Below are 24,827 nucleotides of genomic sequence, written 5' to 3' on the forward strand. Positions count from 1 at the left end.
CTCACCGATTTTTTTATAGGGAGGATTTTCTGTGCAACAGTATCGACACCAACTGAATCGTGTTTGGCGACTGAGTCTCACGCAACCCCGGCTTCTGACGGGGTGGGGCGGCTTAATTAGCCTGTTACTGGCCGTGCGCTGGTTGAGTCAGCGGCCTGGCTGGTCACTATCATTGGTCCTGAGTATCATGGGTCTCTGTGTGGTTACAGCGGGACAATTCACTCAGTTGGCGGCAGCGGTTTCTGGGAAAATGACGACTGGGTCAGAAACCTGGCACCGTGTCTGGCAGCGTAAATGGGCGTGGGGCCTGGTCCTTTTGGTATCGGTTGTCCTGGCCTTGCCATTTGGTCTGTGGGGTCTGGGAAGCCGTTTCTGGGCCCGTCTGGTGTTACCGGCGGCACTGATTAATTTTGTGACGCTGAATCGGCGGCCGGTACTGATGGTTGTAGGGGGACTCTATTTGCTCCTGGCTGGAATCTTCTGGTTATGGGGGCCACGTTGGTGGTTTCGCTGTGAACCCGCAACTGGTGGGGCAATACGACAAATTGGTGGTGCCCTAGTTATTTGGGCTGGTCTCGCCGTGGTGTGGCTTGCCGGCAGTGAGGGCTTAGTTGCGGGACTTCACGTGGTGACTGACCGGTTGCTGTTGCTAGTTGCCGTATTCATCGTCTTGTTGGGATTCTGCTTGGTAACCATTCTAGGATTAACAACAGCTATTTGGGCCTGGTGTGGGCAGCCACAGCAAGTATTGGTCAGTCAGGAGACGCATGGTCTGCCTGAGGCATTGGTTTTATCACTAGTCAGCCTGGTGATGATGGGGATGGTGACGTCACAAACGGTCTTCGCCCAACCGGCGTGGGGACCAACCACCCTGATCAGTCATCGTGGGGTTGACCACGGTCATGGCGTTCAGAACACGGTCGGGGCCTTGCGCCACGTGACGACTCACCATCCGGACTACGTGGAAATGGATTTGCACGAGACCCGCGATCATCAGTGGGTCGTGTTGCATGACGAGAACCTTAACGTGTTAGCTGGTCGTAATGTGACCCCTCACGACCTGACCCTCCGGCAGTTGCAACGCCTGACGCTCCATGAAAATGGGCAGCAGGCCCGACTCAGTAGTTGGCCAGCCTATCTGCGGATGGCTGAAGCCCAACATCAACGTCTGATGGTGGAGATCAAAACGACGTCACACGACTCACCGGATGCCATTCGGCGATTTGCCACGACCTATGGTGACCGGTTACGGCGTGATGGGAGTGTGGTTCATTCGCTAGATTATCGGGTAGTCCGGCAGTTACGTCGGCTACAGCCACGTTTAAAGGTAGGGGCAATCCTTCCGTTCAATTGGGTTAATCCCCGATCACTTCCCGCGGACTTCTATTCCTTTCAACGGCTGTCCGCCAGTCAACAGTTCATCGCGGCGGCTCATCAGCAGGGGGCACCGGCGTACCTATGGACACCCGATACATCGGCAACCATGACGCGAATGTGGGCGCTAGGTGCCGACGGTCAGATTACCAATGAGTTATCACGATTACGTTGGGTGACTCGGCAATCGGCTTCAGCGACGCGGTGGGCAGTCTTGCAAAACTTTGTTTTAAGCTATGCATAGGTTGCCGGATTAGCAGATTAATCGATTATTTACGTACGATAGAAACTAAGGCGGACAAGATGTCCGCCTTTTTAAAATCTTATTATTATAGTTTTTATATAAAAATGAGTGAATGGACTAGACAGATTAGATTTTCTTAATGATATCGCATATTGCTTGTAATTCTCTATAAATCGCCTATTATTGTAACTAACGATAAACAGGCTGAGTCTGGCCAGTCATTACCAGGGGCTGAATATTAACGGCTGCAATAACTTAAGTGTCGGGGAATGGTCGTTAATCACGTTTTGAGTAATGTTCGGTTTTATCATGTTGACGGTACCTAACGTTACGACTCGTGAGGGAGAGATGAGATGCGTTTATTAGGGAGTAAAGTTAAACAATATCGGAAGCAGAAGAACTTGTCACAACAGGAATTGGCCGAAGGAATCTGTACCCAAGCGACGGTCAGTTTGATGGAAAAAAAGAACAAAGTACCGAGCATCAAGATTATTTTACAGATTTGCCGGCGGCTCAATATTTCGTTAAATGATGTTTTATCCGGTCTCGGGAGTGGGATGGATGAACAATTCGACGATATTGCCGGGGCGATCCGTCGTGAAGACTATGCGCTCGCGGATGATCTGCTGGGTAAAGTTAATATGACGAATGTTCAGAATGCCTTTGACCGCGAACGTTACCATTACTACCGCGGTTTTGTGGAGCTTGGCGCTCGTAATCGTCCGGATGAAGCAATCTTTCACTTTAACTTGTTGCTTCACCGGGCCTACCGGATGCCGTGGGATTTGTATGCGATTGTCGGTAACGTCGGCATGGCCACAGCTTACCTCAATCGGCAGGAACTCGATAAGGCGCGTTTCTATTTGAATGCGGCGGTCGGGTACCTTGATGATTTCGAATGGCATGATGAGGATAATTTCAAGCGACTCATCTGGGCCCGTTACCAGATTGCCCAGATGTACCTGAAGTTGGAACAGCCACAACTGGTGATTGATAACGTGGAAGCCGCTTTGCGGGCTGTTAAGCACCAGGGGTCACTGTACCTGATTGATGTCTTGTATGAGATGAAGGGGGAGGCTGAGAAGGCCTTACTGGCGACGACAGCTTCCAAACGAAGCCTGACGATTGCCCGGACGCTCGCCTTGGTAACCCACAACGTTGCCTTGCAGGAACGGCTGACACCTCAGGTTGGCAGCACAATTATTGCCGATTAAATGACTGTATCAAAAAAAGTCGTTGTCCCATACGGGGCAACGACTTTTACTGATTAATGAGGCTTAGTTTTCTGGATGAGTCTTCTTGGCGGGCTGGTTGTCTAAATCAGTCCGGACAACGATAACGTCGCAGACGGCCGTCCGAGTAACATATTCGGTAACAGAACCAATCAAGAGACGTTCAACGGCATTTAACCCCGTTGCCCCAATCATGATTAAATCTGTATCGTTATCCCGGGGAACATCACGGGCAATGATCGTCTTCGGCGCACCATACTCAATCGCGTAATCGATGTTGTCTAGGCCAGCAGCCTTAGCATCGGCAACGTACTTATCAAGTGTCTTCTTCGCCGTTTCCGTGACTTGTTCAACCATGCTGGTATCGAAGCTGGAAATGTTTTGGAAAGCCCGCGTATCAACAACGTGAACGAGATGTAAATCAGCATCGTTACGCTTAGCCACAGCGACCGCTTTCTTGAAAGCTAATTCTGCTTCGTAGGAACCGTCGACTGGTACTAAAATGTGCTTATATTGTTGTAACATATTGTTCACCTCTCATTACTTTATACTCTTATCATACGTTATTTATGGGCAAATAAAAAGCAAAATGGCAGAAATTTTCAGAGAAAATGAAACCGGTTACGCCTTGGGCAACCACCGAACCATTAAAATTTGGAGAACCAAAATTAGGATAATGCCCGCTAAGAGGGCAATGAGGATGAGGACCGTGTTGTTCAGAGCGGTGGCAATTGCTGACAAAATACCGACGAGCAAAAGCAGAATCCCGCCGACCTTTAAAATATTACTGAGGGCCGCATTTTCTTCAGGATGAAAGACTAGAAATGGTCGGTTACGGTGGCTATAAGCCCCCCAACCGAGGCCGAGGGCCAGCACGGTGTAGCAGATCATTAGAATAGTTATGAGCACGAGGTGTTCCTCCTTTAATTTGAAAAGAAAAGGACCATTCAATGGAATGGTCCTCAAAGCTGAGCTTTGGTTGATCTAAGTGGTGCCGTTAATTGTCCAGTCATGTTGACCCGCGATGACAATGCAGGGGGGAATGTCTGTTGGAGTGTCTGACTTCCAAGTGAAAAGGCCTGCCATCTTCTCCACCATAGAACATTCCCATATATAAATTACTTGTTCGGCAACTTGTAGTGAGACAACGCGTACACCTTAGAACCATCTTGATATTAGCATATTATAGGGTAAAGTTCAATTTATCACTTTCGATTTGCCTGACGAAGGCGCTGGTATTGTTCGGCCAACTGACTTTCGAAACGGCCATTGGTTTTGGGATGGTAGTACTGGGCCGACCTGAGGCTATCCGGCAGGTATTGTTGCTTGACCCAGTCGTTGGGGAAGTCGTGAGGAAATTGGTAGCCATTCCCGTGACCCAGCTTCTTGGCGCCACTGTAATGGGCATCCTTGAGGTGTTCGGGGACGGCACCGTTGTGACCACCCATGACGTCTTCCAGGGCGTCGTCGATGGCGGCAATCCCCGAGTTGGACTTAGGAGACAAGCACAGCTCGATGACGGCGTCCGCGAGGGGAATTCGTCCCTCAGGCAGGCCTAACTGTTGCGCGGCTTGTACGGCCTGTACGGTGCGTCCTGCGGCGGGGAGGTTGGCGAGACCAATATCCTCGTAGGCAATGACCATCAGCCGTCGACAGATCGATGGGAGGTCACCGGCCGCAACCAATTGTGCCAAATAATGTAAGGCGGCGTCGGTGTCACTCCCGCGAATGGACTTCTGAAAGGCGGAGATGACGTCGTAATGGGCATCCCCGTTCTTATCACCCACCAGGGCCTTACGTTGCAGACAGGTTTCCGCAACCTCACGGGTCACGTGAATCTGACCGTCCTCGGCCGGTGACGTGGATTGTGCGGCCAGCTCCAGGCCATTTAAGGCACTGCGGAGGTCCCCATTGGTGGCCCCAGCAATGAAGTCGAGGGCCTCGGCGTCAACGTGCAGGGGTAACTCACCGAGTCCACGTTCCTTGTCGGTGATGGCCCGGTTCAAGGCCACCTTGATGTCCTCTAAGGAGAGGGGATGGACCTCGAAGATCTGGGTTCGACTCCGAATGGCAGGGTTGATGTTGATGTAAGGATTCTCAGTGGTGGCGCCGATGAGAATGATGCGACCACTCTCCAAGTGAGGTAGCAGGAAGTCCTGCTTGGTCTTGTCCAATCGGTGAATTTCATCGAGTAACAGGATGACGGTACCGCTCATTTTGGCCTCGGCCGCGACAACCTGAAGGTCCTTCTTGGAGTCCGTCGCGGCATTTAATTTACGAAAGGCGTATTTCGTCGACCCGGCGATCGCACTGGCAATGCTGGTCTTTCCGGTTCCCGGTGGACCATAGAGAATCATGGACGACAGGAGTTTAGCTGCCACCATGCGGGCGATGATCTTGCCAGGGCCCACCAAGTCTTGTTGGCCCACAATGTCTTCGAGACGTTGGGGCCGCATACGATAGGCTAATGGATGTTGTGCCAAAGTGAAGTTCCTTTCTTTAGTGGTGACCGAAGAGACGGGCTAACCAACCAGGTTGTTTAGCCGGGTGTGTGACCTGAGTCTTGGCTGGAGTTGCGGGGTATTTAGCAGTTAGGCTGATGGGATTCTGGTCGATCGCGTGGTCACTAGCGACGACGAGCCCCAGATCCGTGGCCTGATGACCGTAGAAGTCATCTTGGCGAATCGTAAATTTTAAGTTGTGTTGACCGGTGGCCTTGAGATAAGGAGCCAGGTCACTCTGGTCGATGTGACCGTTGAAGATCACCTGCAGGTCCGGATGGGCGCTGATTTCACGCGTGAAGGCCCGGACATTTTGAGCATTGGTGACCTCGGCAATCGTCATGGCGAGGGAGACGCGTTCGCGAAATGTCCCCAGGTAATGGCGTTGTTCATCGGGGTGAACCATCGGCGTGCCATAGACCGAATTCTGTAGATGCTGTTCCATTTGACTCTTCTCAGCCATGAGGATCCCTCTTTTCAAGTTAGTTCTATTAGTATAACATGGAATCAATTGAACGTTTAGAAGGGGGATTAGCGATGTACGAGGACCAAGATTTCCGAGTATTTGAGGACCAAACGTTACCTGGACGCTTAGGCAAGATTAGGGAACAGATTGATCCCAAATTCATGGTGACGGTGGCGGATCTCCAACCGGTCTTTGCCACACTGGCGGTACCAATCTATGATCACGTTTCCAAACATTTGCGGCGAACCAAGAACCCGCCAACTGATACCTGGGTGGCTTTCAGTACGTCCAGGCGGGGCTATAAGATGTTACCGCATCTGGAGATTGGCTTCTGGGACGACCGTTTCTTCATCTGGCTGGCTGTGTTACAGGAGGCCAAGAATCGTCAGGCCTTGTTGAGTAGCCTAAAGGAAGATCTCGTCATGACGCTACCTAATGATTTCGAGTGCGGTGGTGATCATACGGACAAGGATTCCGGGGTGCCACTGACGCGCGAGGCTTATCAAGCCTTGATGGCAACCCAGACCGATCGGCATGCCGAATGGCAGGTTGGTCGGCAGTTTCATCGCGGGGATGCCTTCTTTACGTTGACACCGGAGGCTCAAGCGGCCACAATTAGAGAGATTGTGACGGCGTTGTTGCCGGTATATGATCAATTGATTCGAATTTAACGCGATAAAGTAGCTTGTAACCACCAAAATTAGAGGGGGAGTTCTTGTGATTGCATTTCTCAAACGGACCTGGCAAAATCCGTTGACGATGACTTATATTGCCTTAGTTTTACTGATTTTTATTGCCTGGCAGGCCCGTTCATTTCTGTCGCTCGCGTTGTTTACGGTGATTTTTATTTATTTGGGGAACGCAGCGATTGTCAGTATCGAAAGGCGATTGCATCTGCATCACTTGTGGGCGACGTTGTTGGTTTACATCCTGTTCCTGGGGATTCTCGTGGCGGCGTTCTCACAGATTATTCCACCACTGGTGTCGGAGGCGTCGAACCTACCGAATACGATTGATAAATTAATCGATACTTACCCGCAACTGCAGAGTCAGGTGACCAAGATGGTCAAGAACCTCTCGCAGAATGCATCGGTTATCAGCAATGGGAAGAATCTGTTGACCAGTGGAATTGGCCAACTTTCCCGACTGAGTTCTGGTGTGGAAACGATTCTATTAGCTTTCTTCTTTAGTTTTGTTTTCAACCTGACCAAGGTTCAACTCCAAACGTTTGCCCACGCCTTCACTCGGAGCCGGTTTGCCAGTCTGTTCGTTCCAATGGGCCAACTGATTATGAAGTTTGTCCAGATCTTCGGAACGGTTATCGAAACACAGTTACTGATCTGTACGATTAATACGATCCTGATGGTTTTGGGTCTGTGGGCAATCGGCATGCCGAGTCTCTTAATCCTGGGGATTATGGTCTTCTTCCTAGGGTTAATTCCCGTGGCCGGGGTGTTGATCTCACTGATTCCGTTAACGATTGTGGCCTTCGTGACGGGTGGTATTATCCGCGTGATTGCGGTGCTGGTGCTGATCGTGGTGATTCATATGTTTGAATCCTACTTCCTGCATCCACGACTGATGGCCAACGCCACTAACTTACCCATCTTCGTGACCTTCATCACCTTAATTGTCAGTGAGCAAATCTTTGGCATGTGGGGCCTTTTGGTTGGGATGCCATTGATGGCGTTCTTCCTGGATGTGTTCGACGTTCAGTTGAAGCCTCACCGCGTGACGTCAGAAGACGCGGACGTGGATTCATAAAATAGGAACTATTCTTGAAAGGAAGCGGCGTGATGAAAGAAAAGAAACAGGGCTGGTTTACCAAACAGTCGAAATGGCTGTGGGGTGGTCTCATTGTCTTGGCCTTAGTTGGCACCTTCACGCCATTTGTCCCAAGTAATGCGGTGCGTCTGAGCATTCTTCAGCAGGGCCATCCCGTGGCGGCATTGCTGTCGGGGCCTTGGAAGATGCCGAAGTCGGCGGTTAAAGATTATGCCGGGAGCGGCAAGTCGCAATACTACCAAGTCAGTGCGCGTTTCTCCAATGACAGTTCGGATGTCCACGTGTTGACGGTTGATAAGGTTTCGGGATTCCATATCCTTAATCGGTATGTGGCGAAACCCGCTGTGTCGAAAAAGTAGTTGGGAAACACGATAATTGTAGATATAGCAAAAGCAGTCGCAAGCCACTTGGAGTGGGGGTGCGACTGCTTTTTGATTTGCTTGATATTCAGCATGGTGCTTAATACAGTCCCTGAATGTAATCAGTAGCTGCTTGGGCATCTTCAGGAGAAACGGCATCTGCACCGGTCGTGCCCCTGATGGAGCCGACATACTTCCATCCCAGATCGTTAAGATAAACGAAGAATTCTTGTTTGCCATTGGTGATGGTGAGATTGTAACCATCACTGTCAGCATCCTCGAACAATGCTTGGAAAACGCGGCCCATTTTAAAAGTTACACGATAGAGATGAGTTTTACCAGATTTAACCTTTTTCGTGACAACGCCCTTCACTGGTTTTGCTAGGTAGTAGGTTATGCTAGAGTGCGTGAGCTTAAATTTCTTAATCTTAGCATAACGCGTCGGCTTATATTGTGACCCCTTGGTGTGATAAACAAGCTGACTGTCTGCTGAGATTGAGACGAAAGGTAAAGTAAGACCTTCGGCATTAGAGATAGGATTGTTGGACTTAACGGATAGGAACGGACATAGAGCCAACGAGTTGTCAGAAAAAGCATTAGTCTTAGTGTAGGGTTGTTGAGCGCCACCATTGTTTTTTGACACTGGGAGACTTCTATCCCAATTTCTAAGTGATTTAAAAACTAACTTTTGATTTTTAATACTCAGGGAGGGATTGCTAATAGAAGTAAGATTACCCTTACCGTCGCTAGCTCCAGCAACGATAGAACCCTTAGGCAAAGTTGTTGTTTTATGTTTGTTTAGATCGGTTATTTTTACGGGCTTTTTCAATTTGAAAGTGTGATAGTTACCCTGACGAAACTGGTGTGGAGTTGGATAATCAAGTGTTACGTCGAGATTTGACAGCTTTCGAATATCAACCTTATGGATTAAAACATCGACATTTTTCCCCGTATTTACGAGTGTTGCCTTTTCGGCGGATGCGCTAGTAACGCCTAAACTTCCTACAATAGCACCCAGTAGTACGAGCAGTAGGGTACTTCTTCTTTTTATTTTAAACAATCCCAATTCCTCCTAAATAATATTTTCCCCTGGAACTTCCTATGACATCAGTATAACTCAAGCTGACGTTAGTTTGGTCCGCTATTTTCACGGAATGGAAGTGTCTTCTAAAACTAACGGAGACCAATTATCTTTGTTCACAGGTCTCTAATATGGTATATAGTAATACTTTAAAACACACATCATATAGTGATTTAGCCGACCATTAGCGTTATAATTAAACTGTTCAAATAATAGTTTAGGGGACTTTACATTATGAAGAAAACGTTGTTGGCAATGGCTTCGACCCTTGTCCTGTTACCCGTTGTTGGAACGAGTACTACGGCACAAGCGGCATCATGGCATAAAGGTTCACCGAAAATCGCTCGGGGAATGTGGACGGATAAGGCCAAATACCCTAAGGGTGCAATGTATGACTATATCCACATTAGTAAGACCAGATTTGTAATGAGTGATAACGACCCCTTACTTACCCACTTGCGGTACAAAAAGGTTGGGAAGCGGACCTATAAATTCCGCGGTTATGAGCCCGAGGCAAGAAAATATGAATCTACGCCTAAGATCCACTTTACAAAGCACAATCTTAAAATGCATCAATATGGGCATTATTTACATTTGACCAAGTAAAAATAGAGCCACTCTATCCAAAATGGGTAGGGTGGCTCTACATTTTTGATCTCGAATACTTTCGAACATAACAAAAAAGACTTGCCACAAGGACAAGTCTTCTGTGAACCGAAATAAGAACTGCGTCTTACCGGTTGTAGTATTCAACGATAAGAGCATCGTCGAGTTCTGCATCTAATTCTTCACGTTGTGGCAAACGGGTAAGGGAACCTTCCAGCTTGTCAGCGTCGAATTGAACGTATTGTGGACGGCCAACAACGGCTTCCACAGCACCCTTGATAACAGCTAAGTCCTTGGACTTTTCACGAACGCTGATCACTTGACCAACTTCAACTTCGTATGAAGGGATGTCCAGACGCTTGCCGTCAACAGTGATGTGACCATGGTTAACCAATTGACGAGCTTGGCGACGAGTAGTAGCCAAACCTAAACGGTAAACCATGTTGTCGAGACGACGTTCGAGTAAGATCATGAAGTTAGTACCATGGGTACCTTCAGCGATCTTGCCGGCACGCTTGAACAAGTTGTAGAATTGACGTTCAGTCATGCCGTAAGTGAACCGGAGCTTTTGCTTTTCACGCAATTGCGTACCGTATTCAGATAACTTTTGACGACGACCTTGACCATGATCACCAGGTGCGTAAGGACGACGGTTTAATTCTTTACCAGTGCCGGAAAGGGATACCCCTAAACGACGGGAAATACGCCAGCTTGGGCCAGTGTAACGAGACATAGATAGTTCCTCCAATAAAATATTATTTGGAGTAAAATAAGCTGTATATAAGTTTAGTATTCGTGCAGATTGCTTTGCAGGTTTCACCGTATGCAGCCGCAGGTTACTTCCTGAACCAATGTAACGGCAACAATCTGTTGACGAGCTTACCACTTATCGCTGCATTATTTTACACAAACGCCATTATACCCAGGTTAGCTAGACTTTGTCAATGTGTTTCAGCAAAACACGGGCGAATTCCTCGAGAACCGCCTGATCATCGGTCGTGAAACGCCCCTTGATAGGGGAGTCAATATCGAGAACACCTAACTTGGTGCCGTCCGCTAAGGTCAATGGGACGACAATCTCTGAGTTACTAGCGGAGTCACAGGCAATGTGACCGGCAAAGGCGTGGACATCAGGAACCAATTGGGTGTCCTGCGTCGCCAGTGCGGTGCCACAGACCCCGTGGCCATTTTCAATGTGGACACAGGCCACGTTGCCTTGGAAGGGGCCGAGGATGAGGTCGTCGCTGGCTGGTTGGTAAAGATAGAAACCAGCCCAGTTGATGTCGGTTAGCGTTTGTTTCAAGAGAGCGGAGGCGTTGGCAAGGTTTGCCACGAGATTCGTTTCTTCATATAGAAGTGCATCGAGTTGCTCGGTAAGTAAGGGATTAATTTGGTCACTCATGAAAAGGCCTCCAATGTGATAAGCGTAAATAGTCGCGTATAGGCAAAAAGGTTAAGAGAATCGTGAAAACGTTGTGAAGCCTAGGCGTGACTTATGCTATAATCGAGATTAGATTAAATTGTAAGATGAACCGAGTGATTTTGCAACTCGTTAAACGTTGAAATGTGGATGAAGGATGGGGTCAATATGGTAGCTGTGCTAATTGGAATTGTCATACTGGCGATTATCGTGTATGCCGGTGTGCTGGTTTACCAGCAACGAATTCGCCGACAAGTCACGGCGTTAACCGCAAAAAAAGAAGCAATGGTGGAAATCCCACTGGAAGAAGAGCTCCGGTTAGTGGGGCAACTCAGCCTGACTGGGCAATCGGCCGATCAATATGATCAGCTGAAGGCCGATTTTGTGGACATTAACGAGAATCGATTTGTGCGTATGGACGAACAGTTGACCCAATTAGATGCCGACTCGCGGGGGATGAACCTCCTGCAGCTTAACCAGCGTTTGACCAAGGTTACGACCTTGGTTAACCAGACCCAGGAGCTCATTCAAACGGTGCAAGGCCAGTTGACCCACTTACAAGAGGTCGACAAGCAACATCGCCAAGCCGTGAAGGAACTCGAACAAGAGTATCAAGGTTTACGGAAGACCCTACTGGCCAAGAACTTTGCCTTTGGGCCCAGCATCGATGGTCTTGAGGAACAACTGAGTCACATCGAGGATAACTTTGATACGTTCTCTCGTCTGACGGATGAAGGGGACCACGAACGAGCTGCCGATGTGTTGACACAATTACAAGAAGATACTGAGAACTTAAAGGCCTTAATCAAGGCGATTCCACCCGTTTACAAGGACCTGACCGTCGTCTTTCCAGACCAGGTTAAGGAATTGCAGGCTGGTTACGACCAGTTGACTGCTCAGGACTTTAAGTTCGGTGAAACCGATGTGCCAGCCCTAATCAAGGCGATTGAGGACCGGACCAAAGAAAACCTCGAGACGTTGGGTCAGTTGCGTCCGGATGACGCCAAAGTCGTTAACGAGCGAATCGCCAAGCAGATTGATCAAGTCTACGATGTCATGCAGACTGAAATTGATGCCAAAGATCCCGTTGAAGCCAACTTGGATGGGGTCGCGAAGTTTATCGGGCATGCCCAAAATCAAAGCCACACGCTGTTAAGTGAGTTGGACCGTTTGGGTCAGAACTACACGCTGGATCATCAAGAACTAGAAACGGCGCGTGAGTTGAATGAACAATTGCGGTCAATCGACGGCATCTATCAGAAGGACGTTCAAGATCTGACGGCCAAGACCGCCACGTTCTCACAAGTGCTGGCACACCAGCAACAACAACAGAAAGATGTGCAACAGATTGAAGAGCAACAGGGTCAAATTATGCAGAGTGTCGCGGGGTTAGCCGATGAAGAACGGCAGGCACGGGACACGTTACAACAGTTTGATTTCAACTTACATAGTTTACGGCGTCAGGTCGAAAATATTAACTTGCCTGGAATTCCTCAAGACTATCTGGATTACTTCTTCGTCGTTCGTGACGAGGTGGCTCAGCTGGCCAATGACATGGATCAGCCCCAGATTGATATGGAGCGGATTACCAAGCAGTTGTTGATTATTCAAACAGATTTGGACACCTTACAAGAAAAGACCGACGATCTGATCGACAGTGCGGAGTTGGCAGAACAATTGTTACAATACGCCAACCGTTATCAGACGAGTCATCCCGATGTGGCTGCGGCCAGCAAGAAAGCTTCCGACTTGTTCGAGACGGAACATCAATATGCCAAGGCCTTGGAAACCATTGCGACGGTCTTGGATGAGGTTGAACCCGGCTCGTACAAGCGTCTCGAAGATGCTTACTATCAGAGCAAGGGCAAGACAGCCCCACATCGTGACGATACAACCAACTAAGTCAATCATGAAGAGTTTGGGATAACCTAAACTCTTTTTTTATCCAAAATTTTTCAGAGGGCAATCGCAGTGAAACCGTAATCACGAGGCATGGGGCTTGTGATCGACGAATTTTGTGTTTATAATTAGAAAGAATTTCTATCGGAGTCGAACCAATAGAAAATAGAATAAGAGGGTTCAGTATGATTTATTTTGATAACAGTGCCACGACCAAAGCCGCACCGGAAGTGGTTGATACGTATGCCAAAGTTAGCGCCAACTACTGGGGTAATCCTTCTAGTTTGCATAAGTTTGGGGAACAGGCTTTTAACCTGTTGGAACAGTCTCGCCAACAGATTGCCGATCTTGTCGGAGCCAAGCTCAGTGAAATTCTCTTCACGAGTGGCGGTACCGAAGGCGATAACTGGGCAATTAAGGGAACGGCGATGGCTAAGCGTGAGTTTGGCAATCACCTGATTACCACCGAGGTTGAACATCCGGCCGTTCATAATTCCATGGAACAACTGAAACAACAAGGCTTCGAGGTCACGTACCTACCCGTCGATGAAAATGGACGGGTCTCTGCCGCTGACTTGCGCGCAGCAATCAAGCCCACCACGATCCTGGTCTCAACCATGGCCGTTAACAATGAAATCGGTGCGGTGCAACCGCTCGATGAAATTGCCGATGTCATGCGCGACTTTCCTAGCATCCACTGGCACATTGATGCCGTTCAGGGAATTGGGAAAGGCTTAGCCGACAAGATCTTTAACGATCGTGTCGACTTTGTGACCTTCTCCGGGCACAAGTTCCATGCGCCTCGCGGTATTGGGTTTATGTACAAACGCCAAGGACGTCAAATCGCGCCACTGATGGCCGGTGGGGGTCAGGAACGGAATCTGCGTTCTGGTACCGAAAACTTACCAGCCATTGCCGCAATGGCCAAGGCCTTACGGTTATTACTCGACGGTGAGGATGCCAAGGTTAAGCGTCAACGTGAGATTCGCTTAGCGATTCTGAACCACGTCGCCGCCTTTCCTAACGTCACGATTTTCTCCAAGGACTTACCTGTGTTTGCTCCACACATTCTGTGTTTTGCAATCGCCGGTGTCCGGGGAGAAACGGTCGTGCATGCCTTTGAGGAACACGATATCTATATTTCAACGACCAGTGCTTGCTCCTCCAAGAAGCATGTGGAATCTAGCACGTTACAGGCCATGAAGGTCGATGATGGCATTGCCACCAGTGCCATTCGGATTTCACTGGACGAACACAACACCATGGCAGAAGCCGAAGAATTTAACCGCGTATTTGACGAACTCTATACGCAATTTGAAAAGTTAGCCTAACTACGAAAGGGGTCGCGCAATGGAATACAGTGAAATTATGGTCCGTTACGGCGAGCTGTCGACGAAGGGGAAAAACAAGAAAGACTTCATCAAGCAGCTAGGCCAAAATGTTCGCAAAGCACTTAGCGAATTTGACGGATTAGAAGTTAAAGCACAACACGACCGGTTACATGTCACACTGAACGGGGCAGACTCAAGCGCCGTCATGGAACGCCTCAAGGGTGTTTTTGGGATCGAAAACTTTTCACCTTCCGTGAAGGTGGATAAGGATCTTGATGCTATCAAAGAGGTTGCAGTGGCCATGGTCAAGGAAGTCTTCGAACCCGGGATGACGTTTAAGATCAACACGCGTCGTCAAGATAAGGAATTCGAATACGATACCTACCAAATGAATAACATCATGGGTGACACGATCTTGGACAACGTTCCCGGAATTACTGTGCAAATGAAGCATCCCGACATCGAACTTCGGGTTGAAGTTCGGATGAATGGGGTTTACCTGTCCGGTAAGACCATCCAAGGTGCCGGTGGATTACCCGTCGGAACCGGTGGTAAGGCCGTGATGATGCTGTCCGGTGGAATTGACTCGCCGGTTGCGTCCTACTATGCCATGCGTCGGGGGGTTAAGATTGATATGGTGCACTTCTTCAGTCCACCATACACGTCCGAACAAGCTCTGGCTAAGGCCAAGGAATTGACGGCTAAGTTGGCCGGTTATTCCGGTGGCATTCAGTTCATTCAGGTCCCCTTCACCAAGATCCAAGAAACGATCAAGGAAAAGGTGCCCGAGGGTTATCTGATGACGGTTCAACGGCGGTTAATGCTCCGTTTGACCGTGGCGATTGCCGAAATGCGTCATGCTAAGGGGATCTTCAATGGGGAATCTCTGGGGCAAGTCGCTTCTCAGACACTCGACAGTATGCAAGCCATTAACGATGTGACGACGATGCCGATCTTACGGCCATTGTTGTCGCTGGATAAGACGGAAATCATCAAGGTGGCCGAGGACATCGACACCTATGATCTGTCGATCTTGCCATACGAGGACTGTTGTACCATCTTCACGCCGCCGTCTCCTAAGACGCGTCCGGATCTGGAGAAGACCCGGAAGTATGAGGGGTACATCGACGTTGAAGGCTTGATGAAGGAAGCCCTTGATGGGATCGTCATCTCCGAGATTCGTCCTGGGGATAATTACCTGAACCAAAACGAAGATGTCTTTGCCGAATTGCTTTAATTTGGTAATCACGCTGATAAGTGACGCTCTGGGTTTTAGCCTAGGGCGTTTTTTGGTGCCCGGATGTTCGTCAACGGACCAGTTAGGTGGCTAAACTTGAGTTTTTCGTGATTTTATGGCAAAACGCTTGTCTTTGCCCCCCTAGTTGCGGGATAATTAAAGCAGATATCGGTTCTACCGATAAACATCTTGAAGGGGTTGATCTGCGTGGAAGTTACACGGCTCGGCAATACATTTTCTCTCTCTGGCACGCTGCCAGAAGTAGGGGATCAGTTACCAAAGTTTAAAGTTTTTGATCAGAAAGATGTCAAGGTTAAAACGGCAAATTTGATTGGTAAAGTGACATTGATCAGTGTTGTTCCGGACCTTGAGACACCGGTTTGCACGTTGCAAACGCGGAAGTTCACACAGCAAGCGGACCACTATCCAGCTGCCCGGTTTGCGACGATTTCGAATAACTCGATCGCCCAACAGACCGGCTGGTGTGCCGCACAAGGCGTTGAAAACGTCGACCTGTTGTCCGATGAAGAGCTTTCTTTCGGATACGAAATGGGTCTATACGTGCCTAACCTAGGGAACTTGGCTCGGTCAATTTGGATCATCGACGAGACTGGTAAGATTGTTTACCGTCAGATCGTCACTGAACAATCCGACGAACCTAACTACCTGGAAGCCATCGAGGCTTTGGAAAAATTAGTCCCAAGAGTTGATCTTTAGGTCAAAAGTGAGTAGACTAATTAAAAATAGCTAGGAACAAGTCAGTAGCGTTTGAGGGATTGTACAGAGAGCCGGGGTGCTGGAAGCCGGTCAGTCGTGAGACGTGAACGTAGCTTGCGAGCTGATGACCTGAACCAAAAGTAGGGTCATTCCGGAGCACTCTCCGTTAACAAAGAAGTTAAGTGGGGCATAAACGCCCAATTTAGGTGGTACCGCGAAGAACTCTTCGTCCTAATTTTTAGGATGGAGAGCTTTTTTGCGTCACCAACGCGTAGCTTAAGCACAAGAAAGGAAATGATTATTATGGCAGACAAACAAGTTGATATGCCAACCAAGTATGACCCAACCGCCGTCGAAGCCGGCCGTTACCAAGCTTGGCTTGATGAAGATGTTTTTAAACCTAGTGGGGATAAGAAAGCCAAGCCTTACTCGATCGTTTTACCACCACCAAATGTTACCGGGAAGCTGCATTTAGGCCATGCCTGGGACACGACGTTACAAGATATGATCATCCGGCAGAAGCGGATGCAAGGCTTTGATACACTCTGGCTTCCAGGGATGGACCATGCCGGAATCGCCACGCAAGCCAAGGTGGAAGCCCGCTTACGTGAACAGGGCATTACCCGTTATGACCTCGGTCGGGAAAAGTTTGTCGACAAGGTTTGGGAATGGAAGGACGAATACGCCGCAACCATCCACAAGCAATGGGCTAAGATGGGACTGTCCTTGGACTACTCCCGTGAACGGTTTACCTTGGATGATGGTTTATCTGACGCCGTTAAGAAGGTCTTCGTTAGCCTGTACAAGAAGGGCCTGATCTACCGGGGCGAATACATCATCAACTGGGACCCCCAAGCTCGGACTGCGCTTTCAGATATTGAAGTTATCCACAAGGATGACAAAGGTGCCTTTTACCATGTTAAATACCCATTTGCTAATCCAGATGATACGTTTAACGGCAAGCACTACATCGAAATTGCCACGACACGTCCTGAAACCATGATGGGGGACACGGCCGTGGCCGTTAACCCAGATGACGACCGTTACAAGGACTTAGTGGGCAAGAAGGTTATCTTGCCACTAGCTAACCGTGAGATTCCAATTATTGCCGACCAATACGTCGACATTAACTTTGGGACGGGGATGGTGAAGATTACGCCAGCCCACGACCCTAACGACTTCTTAGTTGGGAATCGTCACAACCTCGAACGGATCAATACCATGAACGAAGACGCTTCGATGAACGATCGCGCCGGCAAGTACGCTGGCATGGACCGATTCGATGCCCGTAAGGCCATGGTTGCTGATCTGGACGACCAAGGGTTAATGATTAAGATTGACCCAATCGTCCATTCCGTTGGACATTCAGAACGGACCGGGGTTCAAGTCGAAGCCCGGCTCTCGACCCAATGGTTCGTCAAGATGAAGCCACTCGCTGAGGAAGCCCTTAAGAACCAAGAGGGCGACAATGCTGTTGATTTCGTTCCAGAACGTTTCGAAAGTACCTTCACCCAGTGGATGGAAAACGTTCATGACTGGGTTATCTCCCGTCAACTTTGGTGGGGACACCGGATTCCAGCCTGGTACAACAAGAAGACTGGTGAAGTCTACGTTAACGAAGAAGCCCCTAAGGACATTGAAAACTGGGAACAAGACCCTGACGTCTTAGATACCTGGTTCTCCAGTGCTCTGTGGCCATTCACGACGATGGGTTGGCCAAATGAAGACAGCGCTGATTTCAAACGCTACTTCCCAACCGACACGCTGGTTACCGGTTACGACATCATCTTCTTCTGGGTTTCTCGGATGATTTTCCAAAGTCTTGAATTTACGGGTAAGAAGCCATTCAAGCACGCCTTAATCCACGGGTTGATTCGGGCCGAAGACGGTCGCAAGATGAGTAAGTCCCTTGGTAACGGGATTGATCCAATGGACGTCATCGACAAGTATGGTGCCGATGCCTTGCGTTGGTTCCTGTCCACCGGTTCAACGGCGGGGCAAGACGTTCGGTTCAGTTATGACAAGATGGACTCCGCTTGGAACTTCATCAACAAGATCTGGAACGCCAGTCGATTCGTCATCATGAACTTGGGTGAAAACACCCAGCCAGTGGTTCCGGCAGCCGACAAGTGGGACCTGACCGACAAGTGGATTCTGAGCCGCTTGAACGACACGGTTAAGCACGTCACGGAAATGTTCGACAAGTTCGACTTTGGTGAAGCTGGCCGTTCCCTGTACAACTTTATCTGGAACGACTTCTGTGATTGGTATATTGAAATGAGTAAGGAAGTCTTGAACGGCGACGATGAAGCCGCTAAGGCTACCAAGCAAGACCTATTGGCCTACGTCTTAGACCAAACCTTGCGTCTGCTCCAACCAATCATGCCATTCGTGACCGAAGCTATCTGGCAAGCGATGCCACATGACGGCAAGTCCTTAGTGACCGCCGCCTACCCAGTGGATCACCCAGAATTTAGCAATGCCAAGGCCGAAAGCGACATGACCAGCCTGATCGACTTGATCAAGGCCGTTCGGAACATTCGTGCCGAAGCAAATGCCCCAATGTCCACGCCAATCGACTTGCAGGTTAAGACCAGCAATGCCAACTTACAGAGTGTCTTCGAAGGCAACCGCGACTTCATCGACCGGTTTGTTCACCCGAAGGACTTTGAAATTGGCGCTGACCTGACCGCACCTAAGTTATCCATGACGGCTGTGATTACGGATGCCGAGGTTTCCGTACCATTAGCTGAATTGGTTGACTTGAATGACGAGGCCGCACGTTTGGACAAGGAAGTGGCGAAGTTTACTGCCGAAGTTCAACGGGCAACCAAGAAGTTAGGCAACGAACGCTTCGTGGCTAACGCGCCAGAGGACGTGGTTAATGCCGAACGTGACAAGCAAGCTGACAACGAAAAGAAGTTAGCCGCTACGCAACAACGTTTAGCCGACATCAAGGCCCAACTTTAAACCTAAATTAGTTGAGACTGAAACTTGGTCTTAAGGAATCACTGTCTCCGTTGGGGGATGGTGATTTTTTGTTTTCAGCCCATACTATTACTAACGAAAAATGACAGTGATTTGTCGCACGTTTGGCGAGAACCTTAAGCTTTCTTAAGAAGTTCGGCTGACTGGGCCGATTTCTAATCCGTGATGGGGCAATTGCGGCCCACTTCTTAAAAAATCTGCTACACTAAGAAATAGTGATTTAGCGGGAGGTTTTCATTTTGGTAAAAACGTACGACGAAGCCTTGGCGTTCATCCACGGTCGAGATCGCTTCAAGAAGAAGCCGACGCTCGATCGGATGCGGCAGTTCATGCACATCTTGGGTGATCCACAAGAAAAGTTGGATATGATTCACGTTGCCGGGACCAATGGTAAGGGGTCTACGGTGGCTTACTTACGAGATTTATTCATGGCCGAGGGCCAGACGGTGGGGACCTTTACCTCACCATTCATCACCCGCTTTAACGAACGGATTAGTACCGATGGCCAGCCAATTCCTGACGATGATCTGTTGGCAATGGTCAATCAGATTCAACCAGTCGTGGCCCAATTAGACCAGGAGTTAGGGGCCGAGGGACCCACCGAATTCGAAATCGACACGGCCCTCATGTTCTGTTATTTTGCCAGTCATCCCGTGGATATCGTCATTGTCGAAGTCGGGCTGGGTGGTCTGTATGATTCGACAAACATCATCACACCAGCCGTGTCGGTCATTACCACGATTGGCATGGATCACATGAAGATTTTGGGCGATACCATCCCCAAGATTGCCACGCAAAAGGCCGGAATCATTAAGCCCGGTGTGCCAGTGGTCTGCGGTCGTTTAACGCCGGATGCCTTGGCGGTGATGGACGAGACGGCAACCCGCCAACACACCGATGTGCGGGCCCTCGGTCGCGACTTTACGGTTAAGAATCGACCAGAGGACGGGTGGGGTGAACGCTTTGATTACCACTGGGGTGATCGGCGCTGGCGCCACTTGGAGATTGACCTATTGGGAGAGTATCAGATCGACAATGCGGCCACAGCTTTGACGGCCTTTACCACCTATCATCAGTTGCGGCACCTGCCGATGCGGTTGGTGGATATCCGGGAAGGTTTGCGGCACACCGCTTGGCCGGGGCGTTTCGAACGACTGAATGCAGAACCTCTGATTGCGATCGACGGGGCGCATAACGAGCCAGCGATGCTTGAACTGGCGCACTTGTTGCGACAACACTTCAAGCAACATGATATTTACATTATCTTGGCGGTATTGGCGGATAAGCAGTATGAGAAGATGGTCCAGACGTTACTCACAGTGCCAAACGTGCACATCGTCGTGACGCAGTTCCAGGGGCCTGGGAAACGTTCTGCGGCCACGCCACAAGCATTAGAAGATGCCGTGGCCTCGCACAAACGGATTACGATGGCGCCAGATTGGCCGAGTGCCCTGAAGAAGGTCTTATCGAGCGTTTCCGCCGATGATTTGGTACTTTTGACGGGATCGCTCTACTTTATTTCGGAGGTTCGGCACTATTTTAAGGATACCGACGAATAAGCTGGCTCGCTTTACGGAGTTACCCGTAAGGAGCTGAGGCGATATGCGGCAAGAACAGGTAACGAGTCAAAATGAACGGCAACTATTGGGACGCGTGATGCGTCATTTAGGATTAGTGGAGACCAGCGAGGTTGAGCGGTTCTTCCGTTACTTTCATAGCCTCGCCAATCTACGATATGCGAGTCGCCAACAGTGTCAACAGTACGTGGCGGGTTTACCGCGTCGCCGGGCCCTTTTGACGGCGATTGATCTGGGGCGGTGGGTGCAACGCGCACCACGACCGCTCCTGGGAGAGGTTCTGGCGAGTGGTCAGATGGGGCAACGCTTAATGGCTGACCTGCGTTACCTGCCGCAGGAGCGAGTCGAGGTGTTCGTGCTCGATGCCAAGCATCGCATTCTAGAGCGGCAGACGGTCTTTCAGGGAACCCTGACCAGTTGTCCCGTTCATCCCCGGGAGATCTTTCAACTCGCGGTAATGAGTGGGGCGGCCGGTGTGATCATCGCCCACAACCATCCAAGTGGCTCGGCTGAGCCATCGCCGAACGATCTGGCCTTTATGCATCGCTTAGCGGCGTGTGGTGAACTGATGGGAATCCCGGTTCTAGACGGCTTTGTCGTCGGCCTGCAAGCCTACTTCAGCCTCCGTGAGGCCGGGATCTTGCCACTGTCACCTGCGTCGAATAAGACAGAACGTTTAAAATCTGATTAAAATCAGTTTTACCTATTTCTTTCTCGTTAAAAGTTCGGTATTCTTGTCAGTGACGACGTGTTCTCACGTAGATAGGTATGTTATAATACGTCTATCAATGAATAAGACAAATAACTAAAAAATTTTGTTGACAATGAAGGGATGAAACACTGTGTTCGGATTAGGAACGAAAAATATTGGAATCGATCTTGGTACCGCCAATACGATTGTTTACGTTGACGGTAAAGGAATCGTTCTACGCGAACCTTCTGTTGTCGCCAAGAACACAAAGTCTGGGGAAATTGTGTCCGTTGGTGAAGATGCTCGTGCAATGATCGGCCGTACGCCGGCAAGTATTGTTGCCATTCGGCCAATGAAAGACGGGGTTATCGCAGATTACGATACGACCGTTGCCATGATGAAGTACTTCATCGAAAAGACTTTGGGCCGTTCAAACGGCAAACCTTATGTTATGGTTTGTGTGCCAAGTGGTGTCACAGAAGTTGAAAAGCGAGCAGTCATCGACGCCACTCGGGTTGCCGGTGCGCGTGACGCTTACGTTATCGAAGAACCATTTGCTGCAGCGATCGGTGCCGGGTTACCCGTCATGGACCCAACTGGTAGCATGGTTGTCGACATGGGTGGTGGGACCACAGACGTTGCCACTATTTCATTAGGTGGGATTGTCTCAAGCCGCTCCATTCGAGTTGCCGGTGACAAGCTGGACGAAGCCATTGCGACTTACGTTCGGTCGAACTTCAATCTCTTGATTGGGGAACGGACTGCCGAAAAATTGAAGATGGATATTGGATCAGCTTCAGTCGAAGCTGCTGAAAAGATGGATGGATCCACAATTCGTGGACGTGACCTGGTTACCGGGTTGCCTAAGGCTGTTGAAGTTTCAGCTGTTGACGTGGCCAAGGCCATTCAAGAACCCGTTCAAGACGTCATCACCGCAATCAAGGAAACGTTGGAAGAAACGTCTCCTGAAATTGCTGCCGACGTGATTGACCATGGGATCGTCTTAACCGGTGGTGGGGCTTTACTGCAAAACTTATCAGAAGTTATTGCGGATGCCACCAAGGTACCCGTTTCGATTGCCAACGATCCTTTGGATTGTGTGGCTGCCGGAACCGGTGAATCATTAAAGAGTATCGATGTCATGAAGAAGAAATAGGGACTAGCGGGAAGGCAGCTTCCCGCTTCTTTATTGTGACGCTAGAGTGTTTCGACACAGCTGGCGAACAAGATGGAGGTCAAACATGCAGAAATTTTCTTTCAATCGGCGACTGGTGATCATCATCGTCTGCCTGATTGTTAGCTTTGCTTTGATGACGGTGTCCGTGGTGATTCGTAACAAGCGGTCTACGCCACCTTTAATTCAACAGTTCGGTAACGATATTGTTGGTTTAGCGGACCGGGTAGTGGCCCTCCCTGCCAATGGCTTAAGTGGTTCAGTTAGCTCCGTTTCGGAGCTGTTGAACACGTATCAAGAAAACCAACAGTTGAAGAAGCAGGTGAGTGAACTCGCCCAGACCAAGGTGCGGGATCAAACCTTAGCTAAAGAAAACAAACAATTGAAACAACAGGTTAAGCTAAATGATTCGTTGACGGACTACACCGCCATTTCGGCCGCCGTTATTACGCGGACGCCATCATCTTGGCAAAACCAAGTGGTCATTAACAAGGGCTCGTCAGCTGGCGTGCAGAAGAACATGCCAGTCATGTCCGGATCTGGTCTGATTGGCCGGGTTGCCGAGGTGAACAAGACGAATTCTAAGGTTGAATTGATTACGGATAATAATGATTCCGCTAACCGATTTGCCGTTCAGATTACCACGAAGTCTGGGACCACGGTTAACGGGGTTCTGAGTGGTTACAAGTCCGCAACCGGACAGATTACGATGAATAACATCACCACCAAAGCCAAGATTCACAAGGGCGACAAGGTCGTTACGAGTGGGCTTGGTGGCGTGACGCCTAAGGGCCTGTATGTCGGAAAAGTTGCCGAAACTGGCGGCGACGACTACGGGTTGTCAACGAAGCTATACATCACGCCAGCGACCGATCTGACCGACTTAAACATCGTCACAGTCGCTGTTACGAAGCAGTAGGGGGGCTAAGACGTGTATCGATTATCAAAGTTACGTTTTGGTTTTCCCATTGGCTTATTGATTATGCTGCTGCTAGACGGCAGTTTGAGTCATATTTTCAGTAGCCAAATGTTTAATTACCCCACGGTCATGGTGAGCCACCTGGTCGTGTTATGGTTAGTCACGGCCGTCCTCTACGAGGAGAATGTGACGATGCCATTGGGTCGCTGGGCCATTGTGGCCGGGGCCATCTTTGATCTGTACTACACGGGGATTTTTGGGATTTACATTTTTATCTTTCCCTTAATCGTGTATGTGACGCGGATTATGGTGACCTACATTAGTCCCAACTTTCTGAGTGGACTATTAATTTACTTTATTGATATTACTTTAGTTGAGGGGCTAGGATTTTTGGCTAGTCGTGTGGTGCATATGACCGTTATCTCTGGGAGTTCATTTCTGGTGAATACCTTAGGTCCCACACTGGCTCTGAATCTCGCGTTGTATGTCATCTTATATTTCCCGATTCGTTGGGTGTATAATTGGTTAAATTAGGTGAAGGGAACGAACGCTATGCAAGCTGCCGTATTACGGGGAACGCAAAACGGCTATGATCTGGTGCTGAAGCAGTCAGCCAGTTTTGAACAGATTCTGGTTGATCTGAAGGCATTGCTGGAGAAACTCAAGACCGATCCCAAGGCATTGGAGACGACCAAAGTGTCGTTGGATGTGCTGACTGAGGATCGTCTCTTGACGGCCGATGAAAAAGCTCAAATTGAAGAAATGGTGGGGAATTACCCACGCTTTGAAATCCACAAGATTGCGGCTAACGTGATCACCGTTGACGATGCCATTCAACTCCGCGAACGTGAGAACGTTCATCTGTTGAGTAAGGTTATTCGTAACGGACAAGAGGTCGTCATGCAAGGGGATGTTCTCTTCCTGGGAACGATCCACGAGGGTGGCAAGCTCCGGACGACGGGCAATATCTTTTCGATGGGCGACGTGAGCGGCATCTTGCAAGCCGGCTATCCCGATGATGAATCCAAGCTGATTATGGGAAATCTTCATAGTGCCCAACAGGTTCGTATTGCCGAACAGTTTGACATTATCGAATCGGAACAACTGGCCGATTCTCGTCAAACGATCGCGTATGTGAACGATCTTCATGTGTTGTCATACGGTAAGCTGGCACAACTAAAGAAGATTAATCCGAAGTTATATAACCAGATTGGAGGAATTTAGTT

Annotated in this window: 24 protein-coding genes, 1 other RNA gene and 1 other annotated feature; of the genes, 17 read left to right on the forward strand and 8 right to left on the reverse strand. The window is 49.2% G+C overall.

The features are described from left to right. The first annotated feature begins 31 nt into the window (after positions 1–31). Both OCU14_RS05300 and OCU14_RS05305 read left to right on the forward strand, forming a co-directional pair. Positions 32–1,618 (forward strand): glycerophosphodiester phosphodiesterase, encoded by a 1,587-nt coding sequence (locus tag OCU14_RS05300; protein ID WP_261810119.1) that lies wholly within the window; start codon positions 32–34, stop codon positions 1,616–1,618. A gap of 353 nt (positions 1,619–1,971) precedes the next feature. Further along, positions 1,972–2,832, forward strand: a complete 861-nt coding sequence (locus tag OCU14_RS05305) for a helix-turn-helix domain-containing protein (RefSeq protein ID WP_057878617.1) — start codon at positions 1,972–1,974, stop codon at positions 2,830–2,832. A gap of 63 nt (positions 2,833–2,895) precedes the next feature. Here the strand turns inward: OCU14_RS05305 and OCU14_RS05310 are convergent, their stop codons facing one another. The 5 genes from OCU14_RS05310 to OCU14_RS05330 form a co-directional block, all read right to left on the reverse strand. Further along, positions 2,896–3,375 (reverse strand): universal stress protein, encoded by a 480-nt coding sequence (locus OCU14_RS05310; protein ID WP_261810120.1) that lies wholly within the window; start codon positions 3,373–3,375, stop codon positions 2,896–2,898. Positions 3,376–3,471: 96 nt separating this feature from the next. Further along, positions 3,472–3,759, reverse strand: a complete 288-nt coding sequence (locus tag OCU14_RS05315; protein WP_261810121.1) for a hypothetical protein — start codon at positions 3,757–3,759, stop codon at positions 3,472–3,474. 68 nt (positions 3,760–3,827) lie between these two features. Next, positions 3,828–4,018, reverse strand: a non-coding RNA gene (gene ssrS / locus OCU14_RS05320) — 6S RNA. 37 nt (positions 4,019–4,055) lie between these two features. Continuing rightward, a complete protein-coding gene (locus OCU14_RS05325) occupies positions 4,056–5,306 on the reverse strand; it encodes a replication-associated recombination protein A (RefSeq protein WP_261810160.1) in 1,251 nt (416 codons plus the stop codon). Positions 5,307–5,349: 43 nt separating this feature from the next. Beyond that, positions 5,350–5,814, reverse strand: a complete 465-nt coding sequence (locus OCU14_RS05330; RefSeq protein ID WP_261810122.1) for a YueI family protein — start codon at positions 5,812–5,814, stop codon at positions 5,350–5,352. A gap of 74 nt (positions 5,815–5,888) precedes the next feature. Here OCU14_RS05330 and OCU14_RS05335 point away from each other — a divergent pair, with 74 nt between their 5' ends. From OCU14_RS05335 to OCU14_RS05345, 3 genes are read left to right on the forward strand one after another with little or no spacing between them, the layout of a single operon-like run. Beyond that, positions 5,889–6,488, forward strand: a complete 600-nt coding sequence (locus tag OCU14_RS05335) for a DUF1054 family protein (RefSeq protein WP_261810123.1) — start codon at positions 5,889–5,891, stop codon at positions 6,486–6,488. Between the two features lie 46 nt (positions 6,489–6,534). Further along, a complete protein-coding gene (locus OCU14_RS05340; protein WP_261810124.1) occupies positions 6,535–7,581 on the forward strand; it encodes an AI-2E family transporter in 1,047 nt (348 codons plus the stop codon). Between the two features lie 32 nt (positions 7,582–7,613). Beyond that, entirely contained in the window at positions 7,614–7,961 is a 348-nt protein-coding gene (locus OCU14_RS05345) for a hypothetical protein (RefSeq protein WP_261810125.1), read from the forward strand. Positions 7,962–8,061: 100 nt separating this feature from the next. Here OCU14_RS05345 and OCU14_RS05350 read toward each other — a convergent pair whose 3' ends face one another. After that, positions 8,062–9,021 carry a hypothetical protein gene (locus tag OCU14_RS05350; RefSeq protein WP_261810126.1) on the reverse strand — a complete coding sequence of 320 codons (960 nt, stop codon included), beginning with the start codon at positions 9,019–9,021 and terminating at the stop codon, positions 8,062–8,064. Positions 9,022–9,276: 255 nt separating this feature from the next. Between OCU14_RS05350 and OCU14_RS05355 the strand changes: the two genes are divergently transcribed. Further along, complete coding sequence (locus OCU14_RS05355) at positions 9,277–9,648, forward strand: hypothetical protein (RefSeq protein ID WP_261810127.1); 372 nt, start codon at positions 9,277–9,279, stop codon at positions 9,646–9,648. Between the two features lie 127 nt (positions 9,649–9,775). On the opposite strand, the gene rpsD is transcribed toward OCU14_RS05355, so the two are convergent. Continuing rightward, positions 9,776–10,381, reverse strand: a complete 606-nt coding sequence (gene rpsD, locus OCU14_RS05360) for a 30S ribosomal protein S4 (protein WP_057878082.1) — start codon at positions 10,379–10,381, stop codon at positions 9,776–9,778. Between the two features lie 198 nt (positions 10,382–10,579). Further along, complete coding sequence (gene msrC / locus OCU14_RS05365) at positions 10,580–11,050, reverse strand: free L-methionine (R)-S-oxide reductase MsrC (RefSeq protein WP_261810128.1); 471 nt, start codon at positions 11,048–11,050, stop codon at positions 10,580–10,582. A gap of 186 nt (positions 11,051–11,236) precedes the next feature. On the opposite strand from msrC, the gene ezrA reads away from it, so the two are divergent. The 11 genes from ezrA to OCU14_RS05420 all read left to right on the forward strand — a co-directional run bounded on the left by ezrA (position 11,237) and on the right by OCU14_RS05420 (position 24,825). Then, entirely contained in the window at positions 11,237–12,970 is a 1,734-nt protein-coding gene (gene ezrA, locus OCU14_RS05370) for a septation ring formation regulator EzrA (protein WP_261810129.1), read from the forward strand. Positions 12,971–13,152: 182 nt separating this feature from the next. Next, positions 13,153–14,298 (forward strand): cysteine desulfurase family protein, encoded by a 1,146-nt coding sequence (locus OCU14_RS05375; RefSeq protein ID WP_261810130.1) that lies wholly within the window; start codon positions 13,153–13,155, stop codon positions 14,296–14,298. 19 nt (positions 14,299–14,317) lie between these two features. Further along, complete coding sequence (gene thiI, locus OCU14_RS05380; protein ID WP_261810131.1) at positions 14,318–15,535, forward strand: tRNA uracil 4-sulfurtransferase ThiI; 1,218 nt, start codon at positions 14,318–14,320, stop codon at positions 15,533–15,535. Positions 15,536–15,742: 207 nt separating this feature from the next. Then, positions 15,743–16,252, forward strand: coding sequence for a thiol peroxidase (locus OCU14_RS05385; protein WP_057878077.1), 510 nt, complete (start codon positions 15,743–15,745; stop codon positions 16,250–16,252). Between the two features lie 23 nt (positions 16,253–16,275). Then, positions 16,276–16,489: a binding site (T-box leader), on the forward strand. Between the two features lie 66 nt (positions 16,490–16,555). After that, positions 16,556–19,222, forward strand: a complete 2,667-nt coding sequence (locus OCU14_RS05390) for a valine--tRNA ligase (protein ID WP_261810132.1) — start codon at positions 16,556–16,558, stop codon at positions 19,220–19,222. A gap of 257 nt (positions 19,223–19,479) precedes the next feature. Continuing rightward, entirely contained in the window at positions 19,480–20,799 is a 1,320-nt protein-coding gene (locus OCU14_RS05395) for a bifunctional folylpolyglutamate synthase/dihydrofolate synthase (RefSeq protein ID WP_261810133.1), read from the forward strand. 43 nt (positions 20,800–20,842) lie between these two features. Beyond that, positions 20,843–21,508 carry a JAB domain-containing protein gene (locus tag OCU14_RS05400; protein ID WP_261810134.1) on the forward strand — a complete coding sequence of 222 codons (666 nt, stop codon included), beginning with the start codon at positions 20,843–20,845 and terminating at the stop codon, positions 21,506–21,508. Between the two features lie 151 nt (positions 21,509–21,659). After that, positions 21,660–22,664 (forward strand): rod shape-determining protein, encoded by a 1,005-nt coding sequence (locus OCU14_RS05405; RefSeq protein ID WP_261810135.1) that lies wholly within the window; start codon positions 21,660–21,662, stop codon positions 22,662–22,664. An 85-nt stretch (positions 22,665–22,749) separates the two neighbouring features. Continuing rightward, entirely contained in the window at positions 22,750–23,601 is an 852-nt protein-coding gene (gene mreC, locus OCU14_RS05410) for a rod shape-determining protein MreC (RefSeq protein ID WP_261810136.1), read from the forward strand. A 12-nt stretch (positions 23,602–23,613) separates the two neighbouring features. Beyond that, the gene (gene mreD, locus OCU14_RS05415; protein WP_261810137.1) at positions 23,614–24,135 is read left to right on the forward strand and encodes a rod shape-determining protein MreD; all 522 of its coding nucleotides are present in this window, start codon (positions 23,614–23,616) and stop codon (positions 24,133–24,135) included. A gap of 18 nt (positions 24,136–24,153) precedes the next feature. Beyond that, complete coding sequence (locus OCU14_RS05420) at positions 24,154–24,825, forward strand: septum site-determining protein MinC (RefSeq protein WP_261810138.1); 672 nt, start codon at positions 24,154–24,156, stop codon at positions 24,823–24,825. Positions 24,826–24,827 lie beyond the last annotated feature (2 nt).

The sequence above is a fragment of the Levilactobacillus humaensis genome, from assembly GCF_024345185.1.
Taxonomy (GTDB): domain Bacteria; phylum Bacillota; class Bacilli; order Lactobacillales; family Lactobacillaceae; genus Levilactobacillus; species Levilactobacillus humaensis.

Bases quoted from the DNA above. Each gene is read 5' to 3' on its own strand.
- OCU14_RS05420 (WP_261810138.1), top strand. From the start codon at position 24,154: ATGCAAGCTGCCGTATTACGGGGAACGCAAAACGGCTATGATCTGGTG.
- OCU14_RS05400 (WP_261810134.1), top strand. From the start codon at position 20,843: ATGCGGCAAGAACAGGTAACGAGTCAAAATGAACGGCAACTATTGGGA.
- OCU14_RS05375 (WP_261810130.1), top strand. From the start codon at position 13,153: ATGATTTATTTTGATAACAGTGCCACGACCAAAGCCGCACCGGAAGTG.
- OCU14_RS05355 (WP_261810127.1), top strand. From the start codon at position 9,277: ATGAAGAAAACGTTGTTGGCAATGGCTTCGACCCTTGTCCTGTTACCC.
- OCU14_RS05335 (WP_261810123.1), top strand. From the start codon at position 5,889: ATGTACGAGGACCAAGATTTCCGAGTATTTGAGGACCAAACGTTACCT.
- msrC (WP_261810128.1), bottom strand. From the start codon at position 11,050: ATGAGTGACCAAATTAATCCCTTACTTACCGAGCAACTCGATGCACTT.
- OCU14_RS05390 (WP_261810132.1), top strand. From the start codon at position 16,556: ATGGCAGACAAACAAGTTGATATGCCAACCAAGTATGACCCAACCGCC.
- mreC (WP_261810136.1), top strand. From the start codon at position 22,750: ATGCAGAAATTTTCTTTCAATCGGCGACTGGTGATCATCATCGTCTGC.
- OCU14_RS05310 (WP_261810120.1), bottom strand. From the start codon at position 3,375: ATGTTACAACAATATAAGCACATTTTAGTACCAGTCGACGGTTCCTAC.
- thiI (WP_261810131.1), top strand. From the start codon at position 14,318: ATGGAATACAGTGAAATTATGGTCCGTTACGGCGAGCTGTCGACGAAG.
- OCU14_RS05305 (WP_057878617.1), top strand. From the start codon at position 1,972: ATGCGTTTATTAGGGAGTAAAGTTAAACAATATCGGAAGCAGAAGAAC.
- ezrA (WP_261810129.1), top strand. From the start codon at position 11,237: ATGGTAGCTGTGCTAATTGGAATTGTCATACTGGCGATTATCGTGTAT.
- OCU14_RS05330 (WP_261810122.1), bottom strand. From the start codon at position 5,814: ATGGCTGAGAAGAGTCAAATGGAACAGCATCTACAGAATTCGGTCTAT.
- OCU14_RS05345 (WP_261810125.1), top strand. From the start codon at position 7,614: ATGAAAGAAAAGAAACAGGGCTGGTTTACCAAACAGTCGAAATGGCTG.
- rpsD (WP_057878082.1), bottom strand. From the start codon at position 10,381: ATGTCTCGTTACACTGGCCCAAGCTGGCGTATTTCCCGTCGTTTAGGG.
- OCU14_RS05325 (WP_261810160.1), bottom strand. From the start codon at position 5,306: ATGCGGCCCCAACGTCTCGAAGACATTGTGGGCCAACAAGACTTGGTG.